This is a genomic window from Actinoplanes nipponensis (assembly GCF_016862275.1).
GTDB classification, from domain to species: domain Bacteria; phylum Actinomycetota; class Actinomycetes; order Mycobacteriales; family Micromonosporaceae; genus Actinoplanes; species Actinoplanes nipponensis.
Genome location: NZ_BOMQ01000003.1, coordinates 1 through 17,118, shown reverse-complemented (window position 1 = coordinate 17,118; position 17,118 = coordinate 1). Strand labels below are relative to the sequence as shown.

The following is a 17,118-nucleotide window of genomic DNA, read 5'->3' as shown; positions in this document are numbered from 1 at the left end:
CCGGCGCGAGGCGGCCAGAACGGCGCGAGGCGGCCAGAACGGCGCGAGGCGACCGGAACGGCGCGGCAACCGGCCGGGCCACATTCGGCCCGGGCGGCTTCCACGCGCAGGCGGCGGTGCCACCGGCCGTGCGCCGCAGGCCCAGGCAGCTGGGATTCAGCCGCCCACGTGGATGCCCGGGCGGCGACCCGGGTCCGCCTCGCTCTTGCGGATGATCTCGCGTACCACCGGCGCCGTGTCGCCCCGGCCCAGCAGCAGGTACCGGAACAGGTGCATCAGCGGGCTGCCCTCCGCCCACTCGAAGTAGCAGTGCGGGCGTACCCCCGTCGCGTCGCGGAGGGCGAGCAGCACCGCGGCGATCGCGTTCGGCGCGGCCGGGCTCTCCACCCGCAGGATGCGGTGGGTGCCCACCTGTTCGCCGCGCACTCGCAGGATGTTGCTGAACTCCGACGGGTCGATCACCGTGACCTCCAGGAACAGGATGTCCGCCGGCCCGGGCACCGGGTTCATGCCGCGCTGTTCGTCTTCCTTGGCCGCGTACTCCTGCTCGTCGCCGGCCTGGCGGCGGTTCGCGACCAGGTTGAGTTCGCCGTCGTAGGCGATCGAGTCGGCGATGAACTGCCGGGCCGGCTCGTCGAACTCGATGCGTTCGGCGCGCAGTTCGGTGGTGCGGCTGACCCGGGAGATCAGCGAGACCGCGATGATCGCCGCCACGAAGACCGCGGAGATGGCGATGCCGTCCGGCTTCTCGATGATGTTGTCGATCAGGGCGTACAGCAGGATCAGCGTGAGGACGGTGAAGCCGATCGCCGCCCTGCGCTGGCGCCGGCGGGCCGCCGAGATGGCCACGGCCACCGCGCCGGAGACCATCATCGCCAGGATGCCGGTGGCGTACGCGCCCGCCTGCGCGTTCACGTCAGCGCCGAAGACCACGGTGATGCCGATGCCGATCGCCGTGTAGACCAGCACCACCGGCCGGACCGCGCGGCCCCACTCGGGCGCCATGCCGTAGCCGGGCAGGTAGCGGGGCACGATGTTGATCAGGCCGGCCATCGCCGAGGCGCCCGCGAACCACAGGATCAGGATGCTGCTGATGTCGTACGCGGTGCCGAAGATCTCGCCCAGCTTCTCGTGGGCCAGGTACGCCAGCGCGCGCCCGTTGGCCTGGCCGCCCGCCTCGAACTCCTCCGCCGGGATCAGCACGGTGGTCACGAAGCTCGTGGCGATCAGGTAGACGCTCATGATCAGCGCGGCGGTGGTGAGCAGCTTGCGGGTGTTGCGGACCCGCGAGCGCATCCGGGCCTCCGGGTCCTCGCCGGACGCGGCGATCAGCGGCATCATGCTGACCCCGGTCTCGAAGCCGGACAGGCCCAGCACCAGGGCCGGGAACGCCAGCACGGACGGGCCGATCAGGTCGGCGAAGCCGGTGCCGTGCGCGCCCAGCGCGTCCACCCAGGCCGACAGCGCGCCCGCGGTGGTGAACACGTCGACCAGGCCGACCACGGTGACCACCGCGTTCAGGGCCAGGAAGACCACCACCAGCGGGATGGCGACCTGGACGGCCTCGCTGAAGCCGAGCAGGAAGACGAAGCCCAGGACGAGCAGCAGCACGATGGTGATCGGCACCGCGTGGCCGTGCAGGAAGTCCGGCAGGTACGGGTTCTCCGACATGTGCACGGTGGCGTCGGCGGCCGACAGGGTGATCGTGATGATCCAGGAGGTGACCACGAAGCCGAGCAGGACCAGCACGAACAGCTTGCCGCGCCAGAACGGGAGCAGGCTCTCCAGCATGGCCACCGAGCCCTGCCCGTGCGGGCTCTCCTGCGCGACCCGCCGGTACATCGGGAGCATGCCGAGCAGGGTCAGCGCCACGATCAGCAGGGTGGCCAGCGGGGACAGCGCCCCGGCGGCCAGCGCCGCGATGGCCGGCAGATAGGACAGGGTGGAGAAGTAGTCCACGCCGGTCAGCGCCATGACCTTCCACCAGGGCTGCGGGTGGGAGCCCTCGGCCGCCTCCGGGCCGACCGGCTGGACCCGGTGGGCGAGCAGCCAGCGGCTGACGGTGCGGGTCGGCGGCGGCGTCCGTACGGGACTGGCCACGGACGCCGGCACGTTCATCTCGGTGCTCACCGGTGCCAGGATGCACCATGGGTACGACAGCCGCAGCGCCGATCATGACGCCGGAACGAGGAGTGACACATGCCACGCACGATCGTCATCACCGGAGCCAGCTCGGGCGTCGGCCTGGCCGCCGCCCGGCAGCTCGCGGCCGAGGGTGAGCAGGTGGTCGTGGTCGGCCGCGACCCGGGCCGGCTGGGCGCCGCGATGGCCGCCGTCCGGGCCGCCGCCACCGGACCGGAGCCGGGCGAGTTCCGCGCCGACTTCGCCGTGCTCGACGAGGTACGGGAGCTGGCCGCGAAGCTGCTCGCCGCGTACCCGAGGATCGATGTGCTGGCGAACAACGCCGGCGGCATGGTGCAGTCCTACGTCCGCACCGTGGACGGCTTCGAGGCCACCATCCAGGGCAACCACCTGGCGCCGTTCCTGCTCACCGACCTGCTGCGCGAAGCGCTGCGCGGCGGCCGGGTGGTGAACACGGCCTCGCGGGCGCACCAGCGCGCCAAGCTGGACCCGGAGGACTTCACCGGCTCGGCCGACAGCTACAGCTCGTGGCGGGCCTACGGGGCCAGCAAGGCGGCGAACATCCTCTTCGCCGCGGAGGCGGCCCGCCGCTGGCCGGACATCACCTCGGTGTCGTTCCACCCGGGCGTGGTGCGCAGCAACTTCGGGGTGGGCGCGGCGACCAAGTTCTTCTACCGGTTCGCCCCGTTCCTGACCACCCCCGAGCAGGCCGGCGACCTGCTGGCCTGGCTGAGCACCGCGGCGGTCACCAACGGCGCCTACTACGTGGGCCACAAGGTGACCCGGCCCGACACGGTGGCCGCCGACCCGGCGATCGCCGCCCGGCTGTGGGAGGCGAGCGCCGCGGCCGTCGGCTGACGCCTGCCGCGGGCTCCGCGGCGGCACCGGACCGGTGGACCGACCCGGTCCGGGGCCCGGCGGCAGCCCGCGCGGGTCACTCCCTCTCGTGCAGGAACGTCACCATCAGCAGCCCCAGCGTGGTGGCCGTGACGAAGGCCCCGCCACCGGCCAGAACCGCGTTGGCGGCTCGGGCGCCGCCCGCGAAACTGAGCATTCCGCCGGCCGTTCCCACGAAAGCGCCGGCCAGAATGACGAAGGCGAACCAGATGGTGCGCGTCGTGGTCCCGTTCATCGTCGAGCCCCTTTCCCGCCGGACGCCGATCGTCCGTGCTGAGAACAGCCCATCCGCGCAACCGATCAACAGGAAGCGCTTGGCGCGGGTTGCGCAGCTTGCGCGCCCCACGATTCCGGCTTGATCATTGAGAACCGTTACCCTCGGCGGGTGCACGGGCGGGCCGGGGAGCCGAGGGGCGAGTCGCCCGAGGACCTCCCCGGAGAAGATCGACAAAGGTTTCACGATCTGGCCCGGATCACGACCTGGAAGCAATTCGCCGGATCGGTCGCGGAACTGTACGACGACTCCCCGGAACGGTCCTTCCGTGCGGTGGCCCAGCGCGGCCGGAAAGCCGGTTACGGCATTTCCCCCAACACTGTCGCGAGCCTGGTCCGCGGGAACCGGCAGCCGCAGCGCTCCTCGTTGCAGGGATACCTGTACGGCTGCGGTCTCACCAAGACCGAGGTGACCGCGTGGCTGGCGGTGTGGGACCGCCTGGCGGCCGGGCGGATCGACGAGGAACCGTCCGGCGCACGCTCCGCGCCGGCCGGCTGGATCACCGCCGCGGGAATCGACGGCAACGGTCGTGACCATTTTCAGCAGAAGGCGCTCGGCCAGCGCAACGCCGGTCAGGGCGGCGACCTGTTCCGCGGTCGTGAAGCCGCGCGGGCGGCCATCCGGGCCTGGTTGCGCCAGCCCATCGACCCGGGCCTGCCCCTGGTGGTCACCGGGCAGCCCGGGGCCGGCAAGAGCTCGGTGGTGGCCCGGGTGGCCCGGGAGATCTCCCTGGACGCCGGCCAGCTCGGCCTCATGTTCTTCGCCCGGGACGCCACCCACGACACCTTTCTGACCGCCCTGGGCCGGTGCCTCGGCCGGGCGGACGTGACCGGGATGATCGACGTGGTCGAGACCTGGGCGGCGCGCCCCGACGCCCGGTTCCTGCTGGTCGTCGATGCGCTGGACGAGGCCGGCAGCCCCGCGGACCGGGACGAGATCGTCTCCACGCTCATGGCGGTCACGGCGCTGCCAGGCGTACGGGCTGTGGTGGCGACGAGGCGGTTGAGCGCGCAGAACCCGTTCACCACCCTGGGTCTGCTGGCCACGCTCGGCGTCCGGTCGGCCGCCGGTCACAACCTGGTCGATCTCGACGACGACCGCTACTTTGATCCTGACGGCCTGCGCGCCGTGGCGGCCGCGCTGCTGCGCAAGGACGGCGCCACCCACCCCGGGCCGCCGGGCGCCGCCTGGCAGCACTACCGCGCCGACCGCGACCTCACCGACCGCCTCGCCGCGATCATCGGCCGGCGCGCCGAACGGAACTATCTGGTGGCGGCGCTGGCGGCGCACCCGCTGTCCATGGATCCCCGGCCGATGGATCCGCTCGCGCCGGACTTCGACGAGTCACGACTGCCGAGCAGCGTGCGGGAGGCTCTGACCAAGTACCTCGATCACCTGGTGGCGGCGGAGCGGGTCCGGGTGCGCGGCCTGCTCCTGGCCCTGGCGTATGCCCGGGGCGCCGGACTGGACGACGGCATGTGGCTGCGCTTCGCGGCCGCACTGGACTCCCCGGTCAGCGGCGCCGACCTGGAAGAGCTCCGGGACTCGCCTGCCGCGGACTACCTGCTGCAGAGCAACCGGGACAGCGACGGCACACCGGTGACCCGCCTCTTCCACCAGGCCCTGGCCGACGAGCTGAAGGCGCAGCGGAACCGCGGCCCCAGCGACGAGCTCAAGCTGTTCCGCCTGGTCCGGCCGGCCGGGCCGGCCGGCTGGGCCGGCACGCCGTACGCCCGCCGGCACGCCGCCGACCACGCGGCTGCCGCCGACCGGCTGGGTGATCTGCTCGACGATCCCGCCTTCCTGGCGCACTGCGACCTGTTCCGCCTGCTGCCGGTCATCCCGGCCGCTCCCGGCCCTGCGCTCGCCGGTACCGCGGCTGTGCTGCGCCGCGCGGCCGGCCGCGCCGACTCCCTCCCGCCGCCCGCCCGGGCCCAGTTGATCGCGCTGGCGGCGCTGCATCTGCAGCAGCACCCGCTGCAGCATCGGCTGCTCCAGCTGTCGGACACGCCGCACGTACCCCTGTGGGCGCACGGGTTGGGCCGGTCCCACCAGCAGTTCAACCTGCTGCCCGAGGTCACCGCCCTGGCCGTCGGCGGGTTCGGCCGGACCGACGTCATCGTGGCCACGTCCGGCTCCGCCGAGCTGCTGATCCTGGATGCGAACGGCCAGCTGCTGACCAAGCTGGTGGCGCCGTGCCGCCGGGGCATCGCGGCCGTGACGATCGGGGTGCTGGCGGGCGCGCCGGTGATCGTGGCGCTCGGTCACGACGGCACGCTGTGTCTGTGGAATGAGGACCTGCGCGCGGACGACCTGCGGTTCCCACCGCAACCGGTCCCCGCGACGGCGGTCGCCGTCGGGCGCTTCGGCCAGGGCGACGTGATCGCGACCGCGACCGATCGCACCATGCAGCTGTGGACCGCCGAGGGTGCGCCGCTCGGTCCGCGTTTCCCGATGGCCCACATCTCGGTCAAAGGGCTGACCTTCGGGCAGTGGGAGGGTCAGCCGGTCCTGGCCTCGACCGGACTCGACGGGGCGGTGCGGTTCTGGCGGGAGCACGGCGGCCGGGCCTGGGGCCGTACCTTCATCGGCCACCAGCGGGCGGCCTGCGCGGTCGCCGTCGGCCGCCTGGACGACCGGGAGGTCGTCGCCGTCGCGCACGACGACCGGGCGGTACGGCTTTGGCACGGCCCGAATCAGCTCGCGATGGACCCGCTCACCGAACACACCGACATGGTCAACGCGGTCGCGATAGGCACCCTCGGCGACCGTCAGGTGATCGCCACCGGTTCCCGCGACGGCGCCATCCGGATCTGGGACAGCCCGGCGACCGGGTCGAGCCGGACCTCGACGTCCGATCACCGCCGGCCGATCACCGCCCTGGCCACCGGCATCTACGCCGGCCGGCCGATCCTGGTGACCACCAGCGACGACAGCTCGGTCCGGGTCTGGGATCTCGACGGCCGGCCGGTCGGAGCCCCGCTGACCACCACCGCATCGCCACTGACCGTGACGACCGGTCCCCTCAACGGCATCAATGTGATCGCCGTCGTGGGCCGGGCGGGCTCGGTGCAGATCTGGGACGACCGTCGCCGTTTGCAGCGCATGCCGCTGACCAGCCGGCCGGTGGGCGCCACCGCCGTCCAGATCGGCCGGGCCGGCGGGCGGTACTGCTTCGTCACGACGCATCACGACGGCCTGGCCCGGCGCTGGGACAGCCGGGGAAACCTGGTCAGCGCGTCCTTCGGCCGCCCCGGCCGGACGATCACCGGGCTGGCCATCGGCCGGCTCGGTGACGCCGAGGCCGCGGCGCTGGGCTACTCCGACGGGCTGGTGCGGATCTTCGACCTGGCCGCCGGCACCGCCCTCGGCCAGAACGGGGCCGCCGGATCCGCGGTGACAGCCATGACGATCGCCCACGGCATTCTCGCCGTGGGCTATGACGACGGCACGGTGAGGCACTTCGACGCGGCTTCCGGGTCGGGCTTCCACACGGCCCGCGAGGCGCACCGCGGCAAGGTGTCCGCGGTGACGATCGGGTCCGCCGGCGACCAGCTGGTGATCGCCTCGGCGGGCGCCGACCGCCGGGCCCGGATCTGGACGCGGGACGGCGCGCCGGCCGAGAGCCTGGAACTACTGGAGGCACCGCACGGCATGGTGATCACCGCGGACGGGCAGCTGGTCATCGCCGCGGGCCCGGCCCTGTGCGGGTGGCAACTCTGCTTCTGAGCGGCGGGTACGGGCCGGGCCGGGGACCCCGGCACAATGGTCGGCATGGAAAGCCATCCCAACGTGCTGGCCGTGCAGGCCGCGCTCGAGAACGCCGACGCCCGCACCGCCGACGGCAGCGCGCCGCGCATGGTGGTCTTCGACGAGGGCGTGCACACCGCCGCGGCGGCCGCCGCCGCGCTCGGTGTCGAGGTGGGCCAGATCGCCAACTCGCTGATCTTCGACGCCGACGGCGAGCCGCTGCTCGTGCTCACCTCCGGCGCGCACCGGGTGGACACCGGCAAGGTCGCCGCCGGGCTGGGGCTGGCGAAGCTGGGGCGGGCCGCGCCCGAGTTCGTCCGCGCGCACACCGGGCAGCCGATCGGCGGGGTCGCCCCGGTCGGGCACCCCAAGCCGGTGCGCACGCTGGTCGACACCGCGCTGGAGCGGTATCCGGAGATCTGGGCGGCGGGCGGCGTGCCCCAGGTGGTCTTCCCGATCACGTACGCCGAGCTGCTGCGGGTCACCGGCGGCAGCGCCACCGACGTGGCCTGACGTGGCCACCAGGAGCGACGTCCCGCCGCTGGTCACCCTGCACGTGTGGCGGGTGCCGCGCCGGGCGCTGGGCCGGGCCCTGCTGCGGATGGCGCGCGACCCGCGGCGGCTGCGGGCGCTGCCCGGCGTGCGGTTCGCCAAGCTGCTCGGCACCGGGACCGGGACCGGGTTCGGCCCCGGCGACGCCGACCTGACCCGGTACGCGGCCGTGGTGGCCTGGGACGATCCGGCCGGCGGGGACCTGGGCGCCGTGGGCGCGGCCTGGGCCCGGATCGCGGCGGGCTCGGCCCGGGTCGACCTGACCCCGCTGACCAGCCGCGGGTACTGGTCCGGGCAGACCCCGTTCGGCGCGCCCTCCGGCGGGCGTACCGACGCGCCCGTGCTCGCGCTGACCCGGGCCCGGCTGCGCCCGGCGCGGACCCTGACCTTCTGGCGGGCCGTGCCGCCGGTGGCCCGCGAGCTGGCCGCGGCGCCCGGGCTGCTGGCCCGGTTCGGCATCGGCGAGGCGCCGGTCGGCTGGCAGGGCACGGTCACCGTCTGGCGCACCGAGACGGCGCTGACCGGGTTCGCGTACCGTCAGCCGGAGCACCGCGCGGTGATCGCGCGCACCCCGGCCGCCCGGTGGTACGCCGAGGAGCTTTTCGCCCGGTTCGCGGTGCGGGGCATCAGCGGCGACAGGGCCGTGCTGGGGTGGCAGGGTTCCGGCGGCGGCCAGGCCGGGCGGTCAGCAGAAGGAGAGCGATGAGGCTCGTTCCCTGGCAGCCGGACGACATGCTCCGGCGGCTGGACGACGTGGTGAGCGTGTACGGCGAGGCGATGGGCTACCGCGCCGAGCTGCTGCAGACCCGCCGCGGCTACATCGGCGCCCACGTGCGCCGCGCCGGCTTCCGGGCCGTCGCCACCCTCACCACCGACGGTCATCTCGCCGGCTTCGGCTACGGCTATGCGTCCGGGCCCGGCCAGTGGTGGCACGACCAGGTCCGCTCCGCGCTCGACGAGGCCGCCCGCCGGCACTGGCTGAGCTCCTGTTTCGAGGTGGTCGAGCTGCACGTGCGGCCCAGCGCCCAGGGCCACGGCATCGGCGCCCGGCAGCTACGCGCGCTGCTGTCGATGGCCGACGGCGACACCGTGCTGCTGTCCACCCCCGAGGCCGACGAGCAGACGTCGCGGGCCTGGCGGCTGTACCGCCGGTTCGGCTTCTCCGACGTGCTGCGCGACTTCATCTTCCCCGGCGACGAACGGGCGTTCGCCATCCTCGGACGGGAGCTGCCGCTGGCCGGGCGCCCGGCGCCCGAGGACGCCCCCGGGATCGTCGGCATCTGACCGTGGTGCGAGTTCTACCGTGGGCGCTGCTCGGCGCCCTGGTGCTGACCCAGATCTGCTACCCGCTGACCGAGGGCGGCCTGCGCGCCGGGCTGACCGTGCTCACCGTCGTGCTGGGCTACCTGCTGTCGGTGGCCCACGCGCTGCTCACCCGGGGCGCCCGGACGGCGGCCGCGCTGATCGCCACCGCGACGCTGGGCGGCTTCGCCGTGGAGGCGCTGGGGGTGGCGACCGGGTTCCCGTTCGGCACCTACGTCTACTCCGGCCAGCTGGGGCCCAAGCTGCTCGGCGTACCGCTGATCATCCCGCTGGCCTGGACCTGGATGGCCTGGCCGGCCTGGCTGGCGGCGCTGCGGCTGGCCCGGTCCCGGCCGGCGCGGATCGCGCTGGCCGCCGCCGGGCTGGCCGCGTGGGACCTGTTCCTCGATCCGCAGATGGTCGCCGAGGGGTACTGGACCTGGGAGTCGCCCACGCCGGCGCTGCCCGGCGTGCCCGGCATCCCGATCGGCAACTACCTGGGCTGGCTGGGCTTCGCGGTGGTGCTGATGGCCGGGCTGGCCGCCGCCACGGGCGCGCGGGCCGACACGGTCCGGCCGGGTGACACGCCGATGCTCGTGCTCTGGTGGTGGACGTACGCTTCCTCCGTGCTCGCCCACGCGGTCTTCCTCGGCCTGCCGGCCTCGGCGCTGTGGGGTGGCGTGCTGATGGGCGCGGTCGTGCTGCCGCTGGCCGCGCGGCGGGCCCGCCGGCCGGTGCCGGCATGATCTGGGCCGCGCTGCTGCCGCTGATCGCGCTGACCGGGCACACGATCGTCAACGCGCGCCTGCTGCGCCGGCCGCGCGCCGGGGCGACCACCACCGAGCGGGTGGCCGTGCTGCTGCCGCTGCGGGACGAGGCCGAGCGGGTGACCCCGTGCCTGGAGGCGCTGCTCGGCCAGGCCGGCGTGCCGCACCTGGAGATCCTGGTGCTCGACGACGGCTCGACCGACGGCACCGCGGAGGTGGTGCGGGCGGTTGCCGGCGACAAGGTACGGCTGCTGACCGGCGCGCCACTGCCGGCCGGCTGGCTCGGCAAACCGCACGCCTGCGCGCAACTCGCATCCGCGGCCGGCGACGCGGACGTACTGGTCTTCGTGGACGCGGACGTGGTGCTGGCGCCGGACGCCGTCGCGGGCGGGGTGGAGCTGCTGCGCTCGTCGGGGGTGCAGTTGCTGTCGCCGTACCCACGGATCGTCGGCGCCGGGCGGCTCGTGCAGCCGTTGTTGCAGTGGTCGTGGCTGACGTTCCTGCCGCTGCGGGCGATGGAGCGGTCGCCGCGCGCGTCGCTGGCGGCGGCCGGCGGCCAGTGGCTGGTGGCGGACCCGGCCGGCTACGAGCGGGCCGGCGGGCACGCGGCGGTCCGCGCCGACGTGCTCGAGGACATCGGGCTGGCCCGGGCGGTCAAGCGGTCCGGCGGCCGGATCGCCCTGGCCGACGGTTCGGCGCTGGCCGAGTGCCTGATGTACTCCTCCTGGCACGAGCTGCGCGACGGTTACGGCAAGTCGCTGTGGGCGTCGTTCGGTTCGCCGGCCGGGGCGGCCGCCGTGGTCGCCGTGCTGGGGCTGCTCTACGTGGCGCCGCCGGTGGCGGGGGTGGCGCTGCTGGCCGGCGGGGCGGTGGGGCCGGCCGGGTGGGCGCTGGCGGCGTACCTGATCGGGGTGGTGGGCCGGGTGGTCTCGGCCCGGGCGACCGGCGGTCGGGCCTGGCCCGACGCCCTGGCCCAGCCGGTCTCGATCGTGCTGTTCGGCGCGCTGGTGGCGCGCTCGTTCGCGCTGCGGCGGCGCGGCCGGCTCACCTGGCGGGGGCGGCCGGTATGAGCCGCATCGTGGTGATCGGCGCGGGGGTGGGCGGTCTGGCCGCCGCCGCGCGGCTGGCCGCCGCCGGGCACCGGGTGACCGTGCACGAACGCGCGGCGACCGTCGGGGGCAAGCTGGGCTGCTACGAGCGCGACGGTTTCCGCTTCGACACCGGGCCGAGCCTGCTCACGCTGCCGCAGGTCTTCGCCGACCTGGGCCTGGACCTGGCCCCGGTGCCGCTGGACCCGGTGGTGCGGCACCACTTCCCGGACGGCTCGGTGCTGGACTCGTCGTCCGATCCGGAGGTGTTCCGCCTGCGGATCGAGGCCGCGTTCGGCGCCGCCGCGGGCGCGGACTGGGCGCGGTTCTGGGCGCGCGCCGAGCGGATCTGGCGCGCCTCCTGGCGTTCGGTGCTGCAGCGCGAGGTCACCCCGGCCGCGCTGGCCGCGCTCTCCTGGCGGGTCGGTGACCTGGCCGCCATCGCGCCCGGGCGCTCGCTGCGCTCGCTGGGCCGGCGGTATCTGCGCGACCCGCGGCTGCGGATGCTGCTGGACCGCTACGCGACCTACACCGGCGCCGATCCGCGCCGGGCCCCGGCGGCGCTGGCCGCGATCCCGTACGCGGAGCTGGCTTTCGGCGGCTGGTACCTCGACGGCGGGCTCGGGGTGCTGGCGACGGCGCTGCTCGAGCGCTGCCGGTCGCTGGGCGTGGAGGTCGTGCTCTCGTCGCCGGTCGACCGGATCCGCGCCACCGCCGGCCGGGCCACCGGGGTGCGGCTGTGCTCCGGCGCGGAGGTCCCGGCCGACGTGGTGGTCGCCAACGTGGACGCCCTGTCGGTGTACCGCGACCTGCTGCCGGAGCCGGCCCGCCTGGGTGGGCTGGCGGCGCGCAGCCTGGCGGGCTTCGTCCTGCTGCTCGGCGTACGCGGGCGGACCCCGCAGCTGGCGCACCACACGGTGTTCTTCCCCCGCGACTACGACGCGGAGTTCGACGCGGTGTTCGGCTCGCCGGGCACCGGCGTCCGGGCGCGGCCGCCGTCGGACCCGGCCGTCTTCGTGACCCGCGCGGAGGATCCCGCGGTGCGCCCGGACGGCACCGAGGCGTGGTTCGTGCTGGTGAACGCGCCCCGGCACGGGACGGATCTGGGCGCGGTCGACTGGCGCCGGCCGGGTCTGGCGGACGCCTACGGGCGGCACATCCTCGACGTGCTGGCGGCCCGGGGGCTGGACGTGCGGGACCGGCTGCTGTTCGCCGAGACCCGCACGCCGGCGGACCTGGCGGACGCCACGGCCGCGCCGGGCGGGGCGATCTACGGCACGGCGGGCGGGCTGACCCGGCCGGCGAACCGGGGGCCGCTGGACGGGCTGTTCCTGGTGGGCGGCTCGACGCACCCGGGCGGCGGGCTGCCGATGGTCACCCTGTCGGCGAAGATCGTCGCGGACGGGATCGGACCGGCCTGACCGCCGCCGCTCAGAGCGGCTGGACCCCGAAGGGCAGCTCGCCCGTGGCGATGTGGTCCAGCAGGGTCGCGCGCAGCGCCTCCGCCGCGTGCGGCAGCACCGCCCGGCGCCGGTGGGCCAGCGCGATCGTGCGGCGCATCCCGGGCGGCGCGAGCGGGGTGGCCCGCAGCAGCGGCCGGTTCGCCAGCACCATGCTGGGCACCAGCGCCACGCCCAGCCCGGCCTCGACGAACGCCAGCACCGCGTCCATCTCCCCGCCCTCGACGGCGAACCGCGGGGTGAAGCCGGCCCGCCGGCACGCCTCCAGGGTGACGTCGCGCAGGTCGTAGCCGGGCCGGAACATCACCAGCGGGGTGTCGCGCAGCTCGGCCAGGGCGAGCTGGGGGTGGGCGGTCGGCGGCGGTCCCGCGGCGACGGACGCCACGACCAGGCTCTCGCGCAGCACCGGGGCGGCGGCCAGCGCGGGGTCGACGCCCTGGTCCGGGTGCACGATCAGCGCCAGGTCGAGCTCCCGGGCCAGCAGGTCGGTGATCAGGTCCTGCGAGCTGCCCTCGTTGACGCGCAGCTCGATGTCCGGGTGTTCGGCGCGGAACCGGCGCAGCACCGTCGGTACCAGCGAGGAGCAGAGGCTGGGGGTGGCGCCGACCCGGACCCGGCCGCGGCGCAGCCCGACGATCTCCTGGACGGCGTCGCGGGCGGCGTCCGCGTCGGCGACCATCCGGCGGGCCAGCGGCAGCAGCGTGTCGCCGGCGGCGGTGAGCGCGACCGCGCCCCGGACGCGCTCGAAGAGCGGCGCCCCGAGCGTCTGCTCCAGGGTGTGAATCTGCTTACTTAAAGTCGGCTGGGAAACGCCCAGGGAGTCGGCCGCTTGGGTGAAATGCCGGGTTTCCACCACTGCTAGGAAGTATCGGAGCTGTTGAAGCTGCACCTTGATAGCTTACGTCTATGAGCACCCCGACGATCATGCATTAGACGAATCGTCTAGAGGCTCTTAGCGTTCATCGCGTGGCGGTAGACATCAGTACTCCAACCCCGCGGGCGACGGCCGAGCCGGCACGCAAGACGCTGGCCGGCAAGCCGGCGCTCAAGCCGCGCCGCGGCACGCGCTCCTCGCTCGCGCTGAAGATCCTCATGGCGCTCACCGGACTGCTGCTCGTCGGCTTCCTGTACGCCCACATGATCGGCAACCTCAAGATCTTCTTCGGCGCCGAGACGTTCGACCACTACGGCGAGTGGCTGCGCACCCTGGGCACGCCGCTGCTGCCGCACGAGTGGTTCCTGTGGATCCAGCGGGGCATCCTGACCTTCGCGGTCGTGGCGCACATCGTCGCGGCCACGATCCTGGCCCGCCGCGCCCGCAAGGCCCGGCCCGTGCGCTACGTGCACCGCCCCAAGGTGCAGGGCAGCTACGCGGCGCGGACCATGCGCTGGGGTGGCGTGATCATCCTGCTCTTCGTGATCTACCACATCCTCGACCTGACCACCGGCACGCTCAACCCGAACGCCGCGCCGGGGCAGCCGTACGCCAACGTGACCGCCGACTTCACCCCCGACCGCTGGTACGTGACCCTGTTCTACACGCTGTCCATCGTGGCCGTCGGCTTCCACCTGCGGCACGGCCTGTTCAGCGCGGTCCGCACCCTGGGCCAGCGCACCGCCCGCGGCGAGCGCATCGCCCGCGGCGCCGCCCTGCTGCTCTCCGTCGTCCTGGTCGTCGGCTACCTGTCGGTGCCGTTCGCCGTGCTCACCGGATTGGTGGACTGATCATGTCGTTCTGGACCGAGGGCGAGGACATCGCCGACCAGGCCGCACCGGACGGGCCGATCGAGACCCGCTGGGAGCGCCGCCGGTTCTCCGCCAAGCTGGTCAACCCGGCCAACCGCCGCAAGCTGTCGGTCATCGTGGTCGGCACCGGCCTGGCCGGCGGCTCGGCGGCGGCCACCCTGGCGGAGGCCGGCTACCGGGTCCGCTCGTACTGCTACCAGGACAGCCCGCGGCGCGCGCACTCGATCGCCGCGCAGGGTGGCATCAACGCCGCGAAGAACTACCGCAACGACGGCGACTCGATCTACCGGCTGTTCTACGACACCGTCAAGGGCGGCGACTTCCGCGCCCGCGAGTCCAACGTGTACCGGCTGGCCGAGGTCAGCGTGAACATCATCGACCAGTGCGTGGCCCAGGGCGTGCCGTTCGCCCGCGAGTACGGCGGCCTGCTCGACAACCGCTCGTTCGGCGGCACCCAGGTGTCGCGGACGTTCTACGCCCGGGGGCAGACGGGCCAGCAGTTGCTGCTGGGCGCGTACCAGGCGATGGAGCGGCAGATCGGGCTGGGCAACATCGAGATGCACGCCCGGCACGAGATGCTGGAGCTGATCGTCATCGACGGCAAGGCCCGCGGCATCGTGGTCCGCGACCTGGTCACCGGCGAGATCAGCACCGACCTGGCGGACGCGGTCGTGCTGGCCTCCGGCGGCTACGGCAACGTCTTCTTCCTCTCCACCAACGCCAAGGGCTGCAACGTCACCGCCACCTGGCGGGCCCACCGCCAGGGCGCGCTGTTCGCGAACCCCTGCTACACGCAGATCCACCCGACGTGCATCCCGGAGTCCGGCTCGCACCAGTCGAAGCTGACCCTGATGTCGGAGTCGCTGCGCAACGACGGCCGGGTCTGGGTGCCCCGACGCGCCGACGACAAGCGCGCCCCGGGCGACATCCCCGAGGAGGACCGCGACTACTACCTGGAGCGCATCTACCCGTCCTTCGGCAACCTGGTCCCCCGCGACATCGCCTCCCGCGCGGCGAAGAACGTCTGCGACGAGGGCCGCGGCGTCGGCCCCGGCGGCCTCGGCGTCTACCTGGACTTCGCGGACGCCATCGAGCGGCTGGGCCAGCCCGCCGTCGAGGCCAAGTACGGCAACCTGTTCGAGATGTACCAGCGCATCACCGGCGAGGACCCGTACCAGGTGCCGATGCGCATCTACCCGGCGGTGCACTACACGATGGGCGGCCTGTGGGTCGACTACGACCTCCAGTCGACCATCCCCGGCCTGTTCGTGATCGGCGAGGCGAACTTCTCCGACCACGGCGCCAACCGGCTCGGCGCGTCCGCGCTGATGCAGGGCCTGGCCGACGGCTACTTCGTGCTGCCGAACACGCTGAACAACTACCTGGCGTCCGGCCCGTTCGAGAAGATCTCGCCGGACCACCCCTCGGTGCTGGCGGCCCGCGCCCAGGTCTCCGACCGGCTGGCGAAGCTGCTGGCCGTCAACGGCGACCGCACCGTCGACTCCTTCCACCGCGAGCTCGGCCACATCATGTGGGAGTACTGCGGCATGGAACGCACCGAGGAGGGCCTGACCAAGGCCATCGGGCTCATCCGCGGCCTGCGCGAGGAGTTCTGGCAGCGGGTCAAGGTGCCCGGCACCGGCGAGCAGCTCAACCAGAACCTGGAGAAGGCCGGCCGCGTCGCCGACTTCTTCGAACTGGGCGAGCTGATGTGCATCGACGCGCTGCACCGCCGCGAGTCGGCCGGCGGTCACTTCCGCGCCGAGAGCCAGACCCCCGACGGCGAGGCGCTGCGCCACGACGACGAGTTCGGCTACGTCGCGGCCTGGGAGCACGGCGAGACGCCGGTGCTGCACAAGGAAAAGCTCGACTTCGCATACGTTCACCCGAGCACCCGGAGCTACAAGTAATGGACATCCAGGTACGCGTGTGGCGCCAGCAGAGCCCCGCCGACAAGGGCCGCATGGTCAGCTACGACGTCAAGGACATCTCCCCCGACGCCTCGTTCCTGGAGATGCTCGACGTCCTGAACGAGAAGCTCATCCTCGACGGCGACGACCCGGTGGCGTTCGACCACGACTGCCGCGAAGGCATCTGCGGCTCCTGCGGCGTCATGATCGACGGCGTGGCGCACGGCCCCGAGCGGGCCACCACCGCCTGCCAGCTGCACATGCGCCACTTCAAGGACGGCGACACGATCGACGTCGAGCCGTGGCGGGCGGCGCCCTTCCCGGTGATCAAGGACCTGGTCGTCGACCGCAGCGCCTTCGACGCGATCATCCAGGCCGGCGGCTACATCACCGCCCCGACCGGCACGGCCCCGGACGCGCACGCCACCCCGGTCCCCAAGCCGGACGCCGACGCGGCCTTCGAGGCAGCCACCTGCATCGGCTGCGGCGCCTGCGTGGCGGCCTGCCCGAACGGCTCGTCGATGCTGTTCACGGCGGCGAAGGTGGCCCACCTCGGCCTGCTGCCACAGGGCCAGCCGGAGCGGGACAGCCGGGTGGTGGACATGCTGCAGGCCCAGGACGATGCGGGCTTCGGCGGGTGCACCAACATGGGTGAGTGCACGACGGTGTGTCCGAAGGGGATTCCGTTGACGCTGATCGGGCGCCTCAACAACGACTACCGCAAAGCGATCGGCAAGAAGTAGGGGAGTCTTTTTAGGGTCAAGTTCCTTTTAAGGCTTTGTCGTGCGTGGGTGCATGGTGCTGACCGTCGCTCCCGCCGAACGCGGGGTTCGTGCTTTGTTCCAGTCGGTTTGGGCTGGGTGCATGGTGGGGCTTGGGGGCGGGGATGCCCCACTCCGGGCATCCCCGCCCCCAAGCCCTGTAGTGGTCCGGCCGGGTGGTTGCCCGTCGGCGGCGGGTTTTCGAGTGAATGTCGGACGCTCGGAGTGCGACGTCGGCTCGCTTCCGGGCCAGCCTTGTGCCTCGCTCAGCCCTGCGCCCGCCCGGTGTTTGCCCCTTTAGCGCTCCGGCATCCTTCGCGCCCCATACGTCTTTGCTCCGCCAGGACTGAGACCGCACCGCCCCTCACGCCGCTGCCCATGGCGCCCCGCCCACCCTCGCTCCGCCGGGGAATTGCGCCCTAAACACCACCTTTTGCGCCTCACCCTTGGTTCGGCCCCAGCCACCCCT

The 17,118-nt window shown here is 73.4% G+C and carries 14 protein-coding genes; 11 read left to right on the top strand and 3 right to left on the bottom strand.

Going from position 1 to position 17,118, the window contains the following annotated elements; genetic code table 11:
• Positions 1–156: 156 nt before the first annotated feature.
• Entirely contained in the window at positions 157–2,118 is a 1,962-nt protein-coding gene (locus tag Ani05nite_RS00250; RefSeq protein ID WP_239129034.1) for an amino acid transporter, read from the bottom strand.
• A gap of 81 nt (positions 2,119–2,199) precedes the next feature.
• Between Ani05nite_RS00250 and Ani05nite_RS00245 the strand changes: the two genes are divergently transcribed.
• The gene (locus Ani05nite_RS00245; protein WP_203762502.1) at positions 2,200–3,000 is read left to right on the top strand and encodes an SDR family NAD(P)-dependent oxidoreductase; all 801 of its coding nucleotides are present in this window, start codon (positions 2,200–2,202) and stop codon (positions 2,998–3,000) included.
• A 76-nt stretch (positions 3,001–3,076) separates the two neighbouring features.
• Here the strand turns inward: Ani05nite_RS00245 and Ani05nite_RS00240 are convergent, their stop codons facing one another.
• Entirely contained in the window at positions 3,077–3,274 is a 198-nt protein-coding gene (locus Ani05nite_RS00240) for a hypothetical protein (RefSeq protein ID WP_203762499.1), read from the bottom strand.
• A gap of 405 nt (positions 3,275–3,679) precedes the next feature.
• Here Ani05nite_RS00240 and Ani05nite_RS00235 point away from each other — a divergent pair, with 405 nt between their 5' ends.
• From Ani05nite_RS00235 to Ani05nite_RS00205, 7 genes are read left to right on the top strand one after another with little or no spacing between them, the layout of a single operon-like run.
• Positions 3,680–7,042, top strand: a complete 3,363-nt coding sequence (locus Ani05nite_RS00235) for a hypothetical protein (RefSeq protein ID WP_203762496.1) — start codon at positions 3,680–3,682, stop codon at positions 7,040–7,042.
• A 45-nt stretch (positions 7,043–7,087) separates the two neighbouring features.
• The gene (locus Ani05nite_RS00230; protein WP_203762493.1) at positions 7,088–7,576 is read left to right on the top strand and encodes a YbaK/EbsC family protein; all 489 of its coding nucleotides are present in this window, start codon (positions 7,088–7,090) and stop codon (positions 7,574–7,576) included.
• A gap of 1 nt (position 7,577) precedes the next feature.
• Positions 7,578–8,321: a monooxygenase gene (locus tag Ani05nite_RS00225; RefSeq protein WP_203762490.1), complete on the top strand. Its 744-nt coding sequence runs from the start codon at positions 7,578–7,580 to the stop codon at positions 8,319–8,321.
• Entirely contained in the window at positions 8,318–8,899 is a 582-nt protein-coding gene (locus tag Ani05nite_RS00220) for a GNAT family N-acetyltransferase (protein ID WP_203762487.1), read from the top strand. The genes Ani05nite_RS00225 and Ani05nite_RS00220 overlap by 4 nt, the downstream gene beginning before the upstream one ends.
• Positions 8,900–8,901: 2 nt before the next feature.
• Positions 8,902–9,663, top strand: coding sequence for a carotenoid biosynthesis protein (locus tag Ani05nite_RS00215; RefSeq protein ID WP_438845069.1), 762 nt, complete (start codon positions 8,902–8,904; stop codon positions 9,661–9,663).
• Positions 9,660–10,754: a glycosyltransferase family 2 protein gene (locus Ani05nite_RS00210; protein ID WP_203762484.1), complete on the top strand. Its 1,095-nt coding sequence runs from the start codon at positions 9,660–9,662 to the stop codon at positions 10,752–10,754. The genes Ani05nite_RS00215 and Ani05nite_RS00210 overlap by 4 nt, the downstream gene beginning before the upstream one ends.
• A complete protein-coding gene (locus Ani05nite_RS00205; protein ID WP_203762481.1) occupies positions 10,751–12,193 on the top strand; it encodes a phytoene desaturase family protein in 1,443 nt (480 codons plus the stop codon). Before Ani05nite_RS00210 ends, Ani05nite_RS00205 begins: the two co-directional genes overlap by 4 nt.
• Before the next feature lie 10 nt (positions 12,194–12,203).
• On the opposite strand, the gene Ani05nite_RS00200 is transcribed toward Ani05nite_RS00205, so the two are convergent.
• The gene (locus Ani05nite_RS00200) at positions 12,204–13,127 is read right to left on the bottom strand and encodes a LysR family transcriptional regulator (protein ID WP_203762512.1); all 924 of its coding nucleotides are present in this window, start codon (positions 13,125–13,127) and stop codon (positions 12,204–12,206) included.
• Between the two features lie 185 nt (positions 13,128–13,312).
• On the opposite strand from Ani05nite_RS00200, the gene Ani05nite_RS00195 reads away from it, so the two are divergent.
• Genes Ani05nite_RS00195 through Ani05nite_RS00185 form a run of 3 tightly spaced genes read left to right on the top strand, consistent with a single transcriptional unit; the run spans position 13,313 to position 16,631 of the window.
• On the top strand, positions 13,313–13,957 hold the full coding sequence (locus Ani05nite_RS00195) for a succinate dehydrogenase cytochrome b subunit (RefSeq protein WP_275410482.1): 645 nt from the start codon (positions 13,313–13,315) through the stop codon (positions 13,955–13,957).
• 2 nt (positions 13,958–13,959) lie between these two features.
• Complete coding sequence (locus Ani05nite_RS00190) at positions 13,960–15,888, top strand: fumarate reductase/succinate dehydrogenase flavoprotein subunit (protein WP_203762478.1); 1,929 nt, start codon at positions 13,960–13,962, stop codon at positions 15,886–15,888.
• Positions 15,888–16,631 carry a succinate dehydrogenase/fumarate reductase iron-sulfur subunit gene (locus tag Ani05nite_RS00185; RefSeq protein ID WP_203762476.1) on the top strand — a complete coding sequence of 248 codons (744 nt, stop codon included), beginning with the start codon at positions 15,888–15,890 and terminating at the stop codon, positions 16,629–16,631. Before Ani05nite_RS00190 ends, Ani05nite_RS00185 begins: the two co-directional genes overlap by 1 nt.
• Positions 16,632–17,118: the final 487 nt, after the last annotated feature.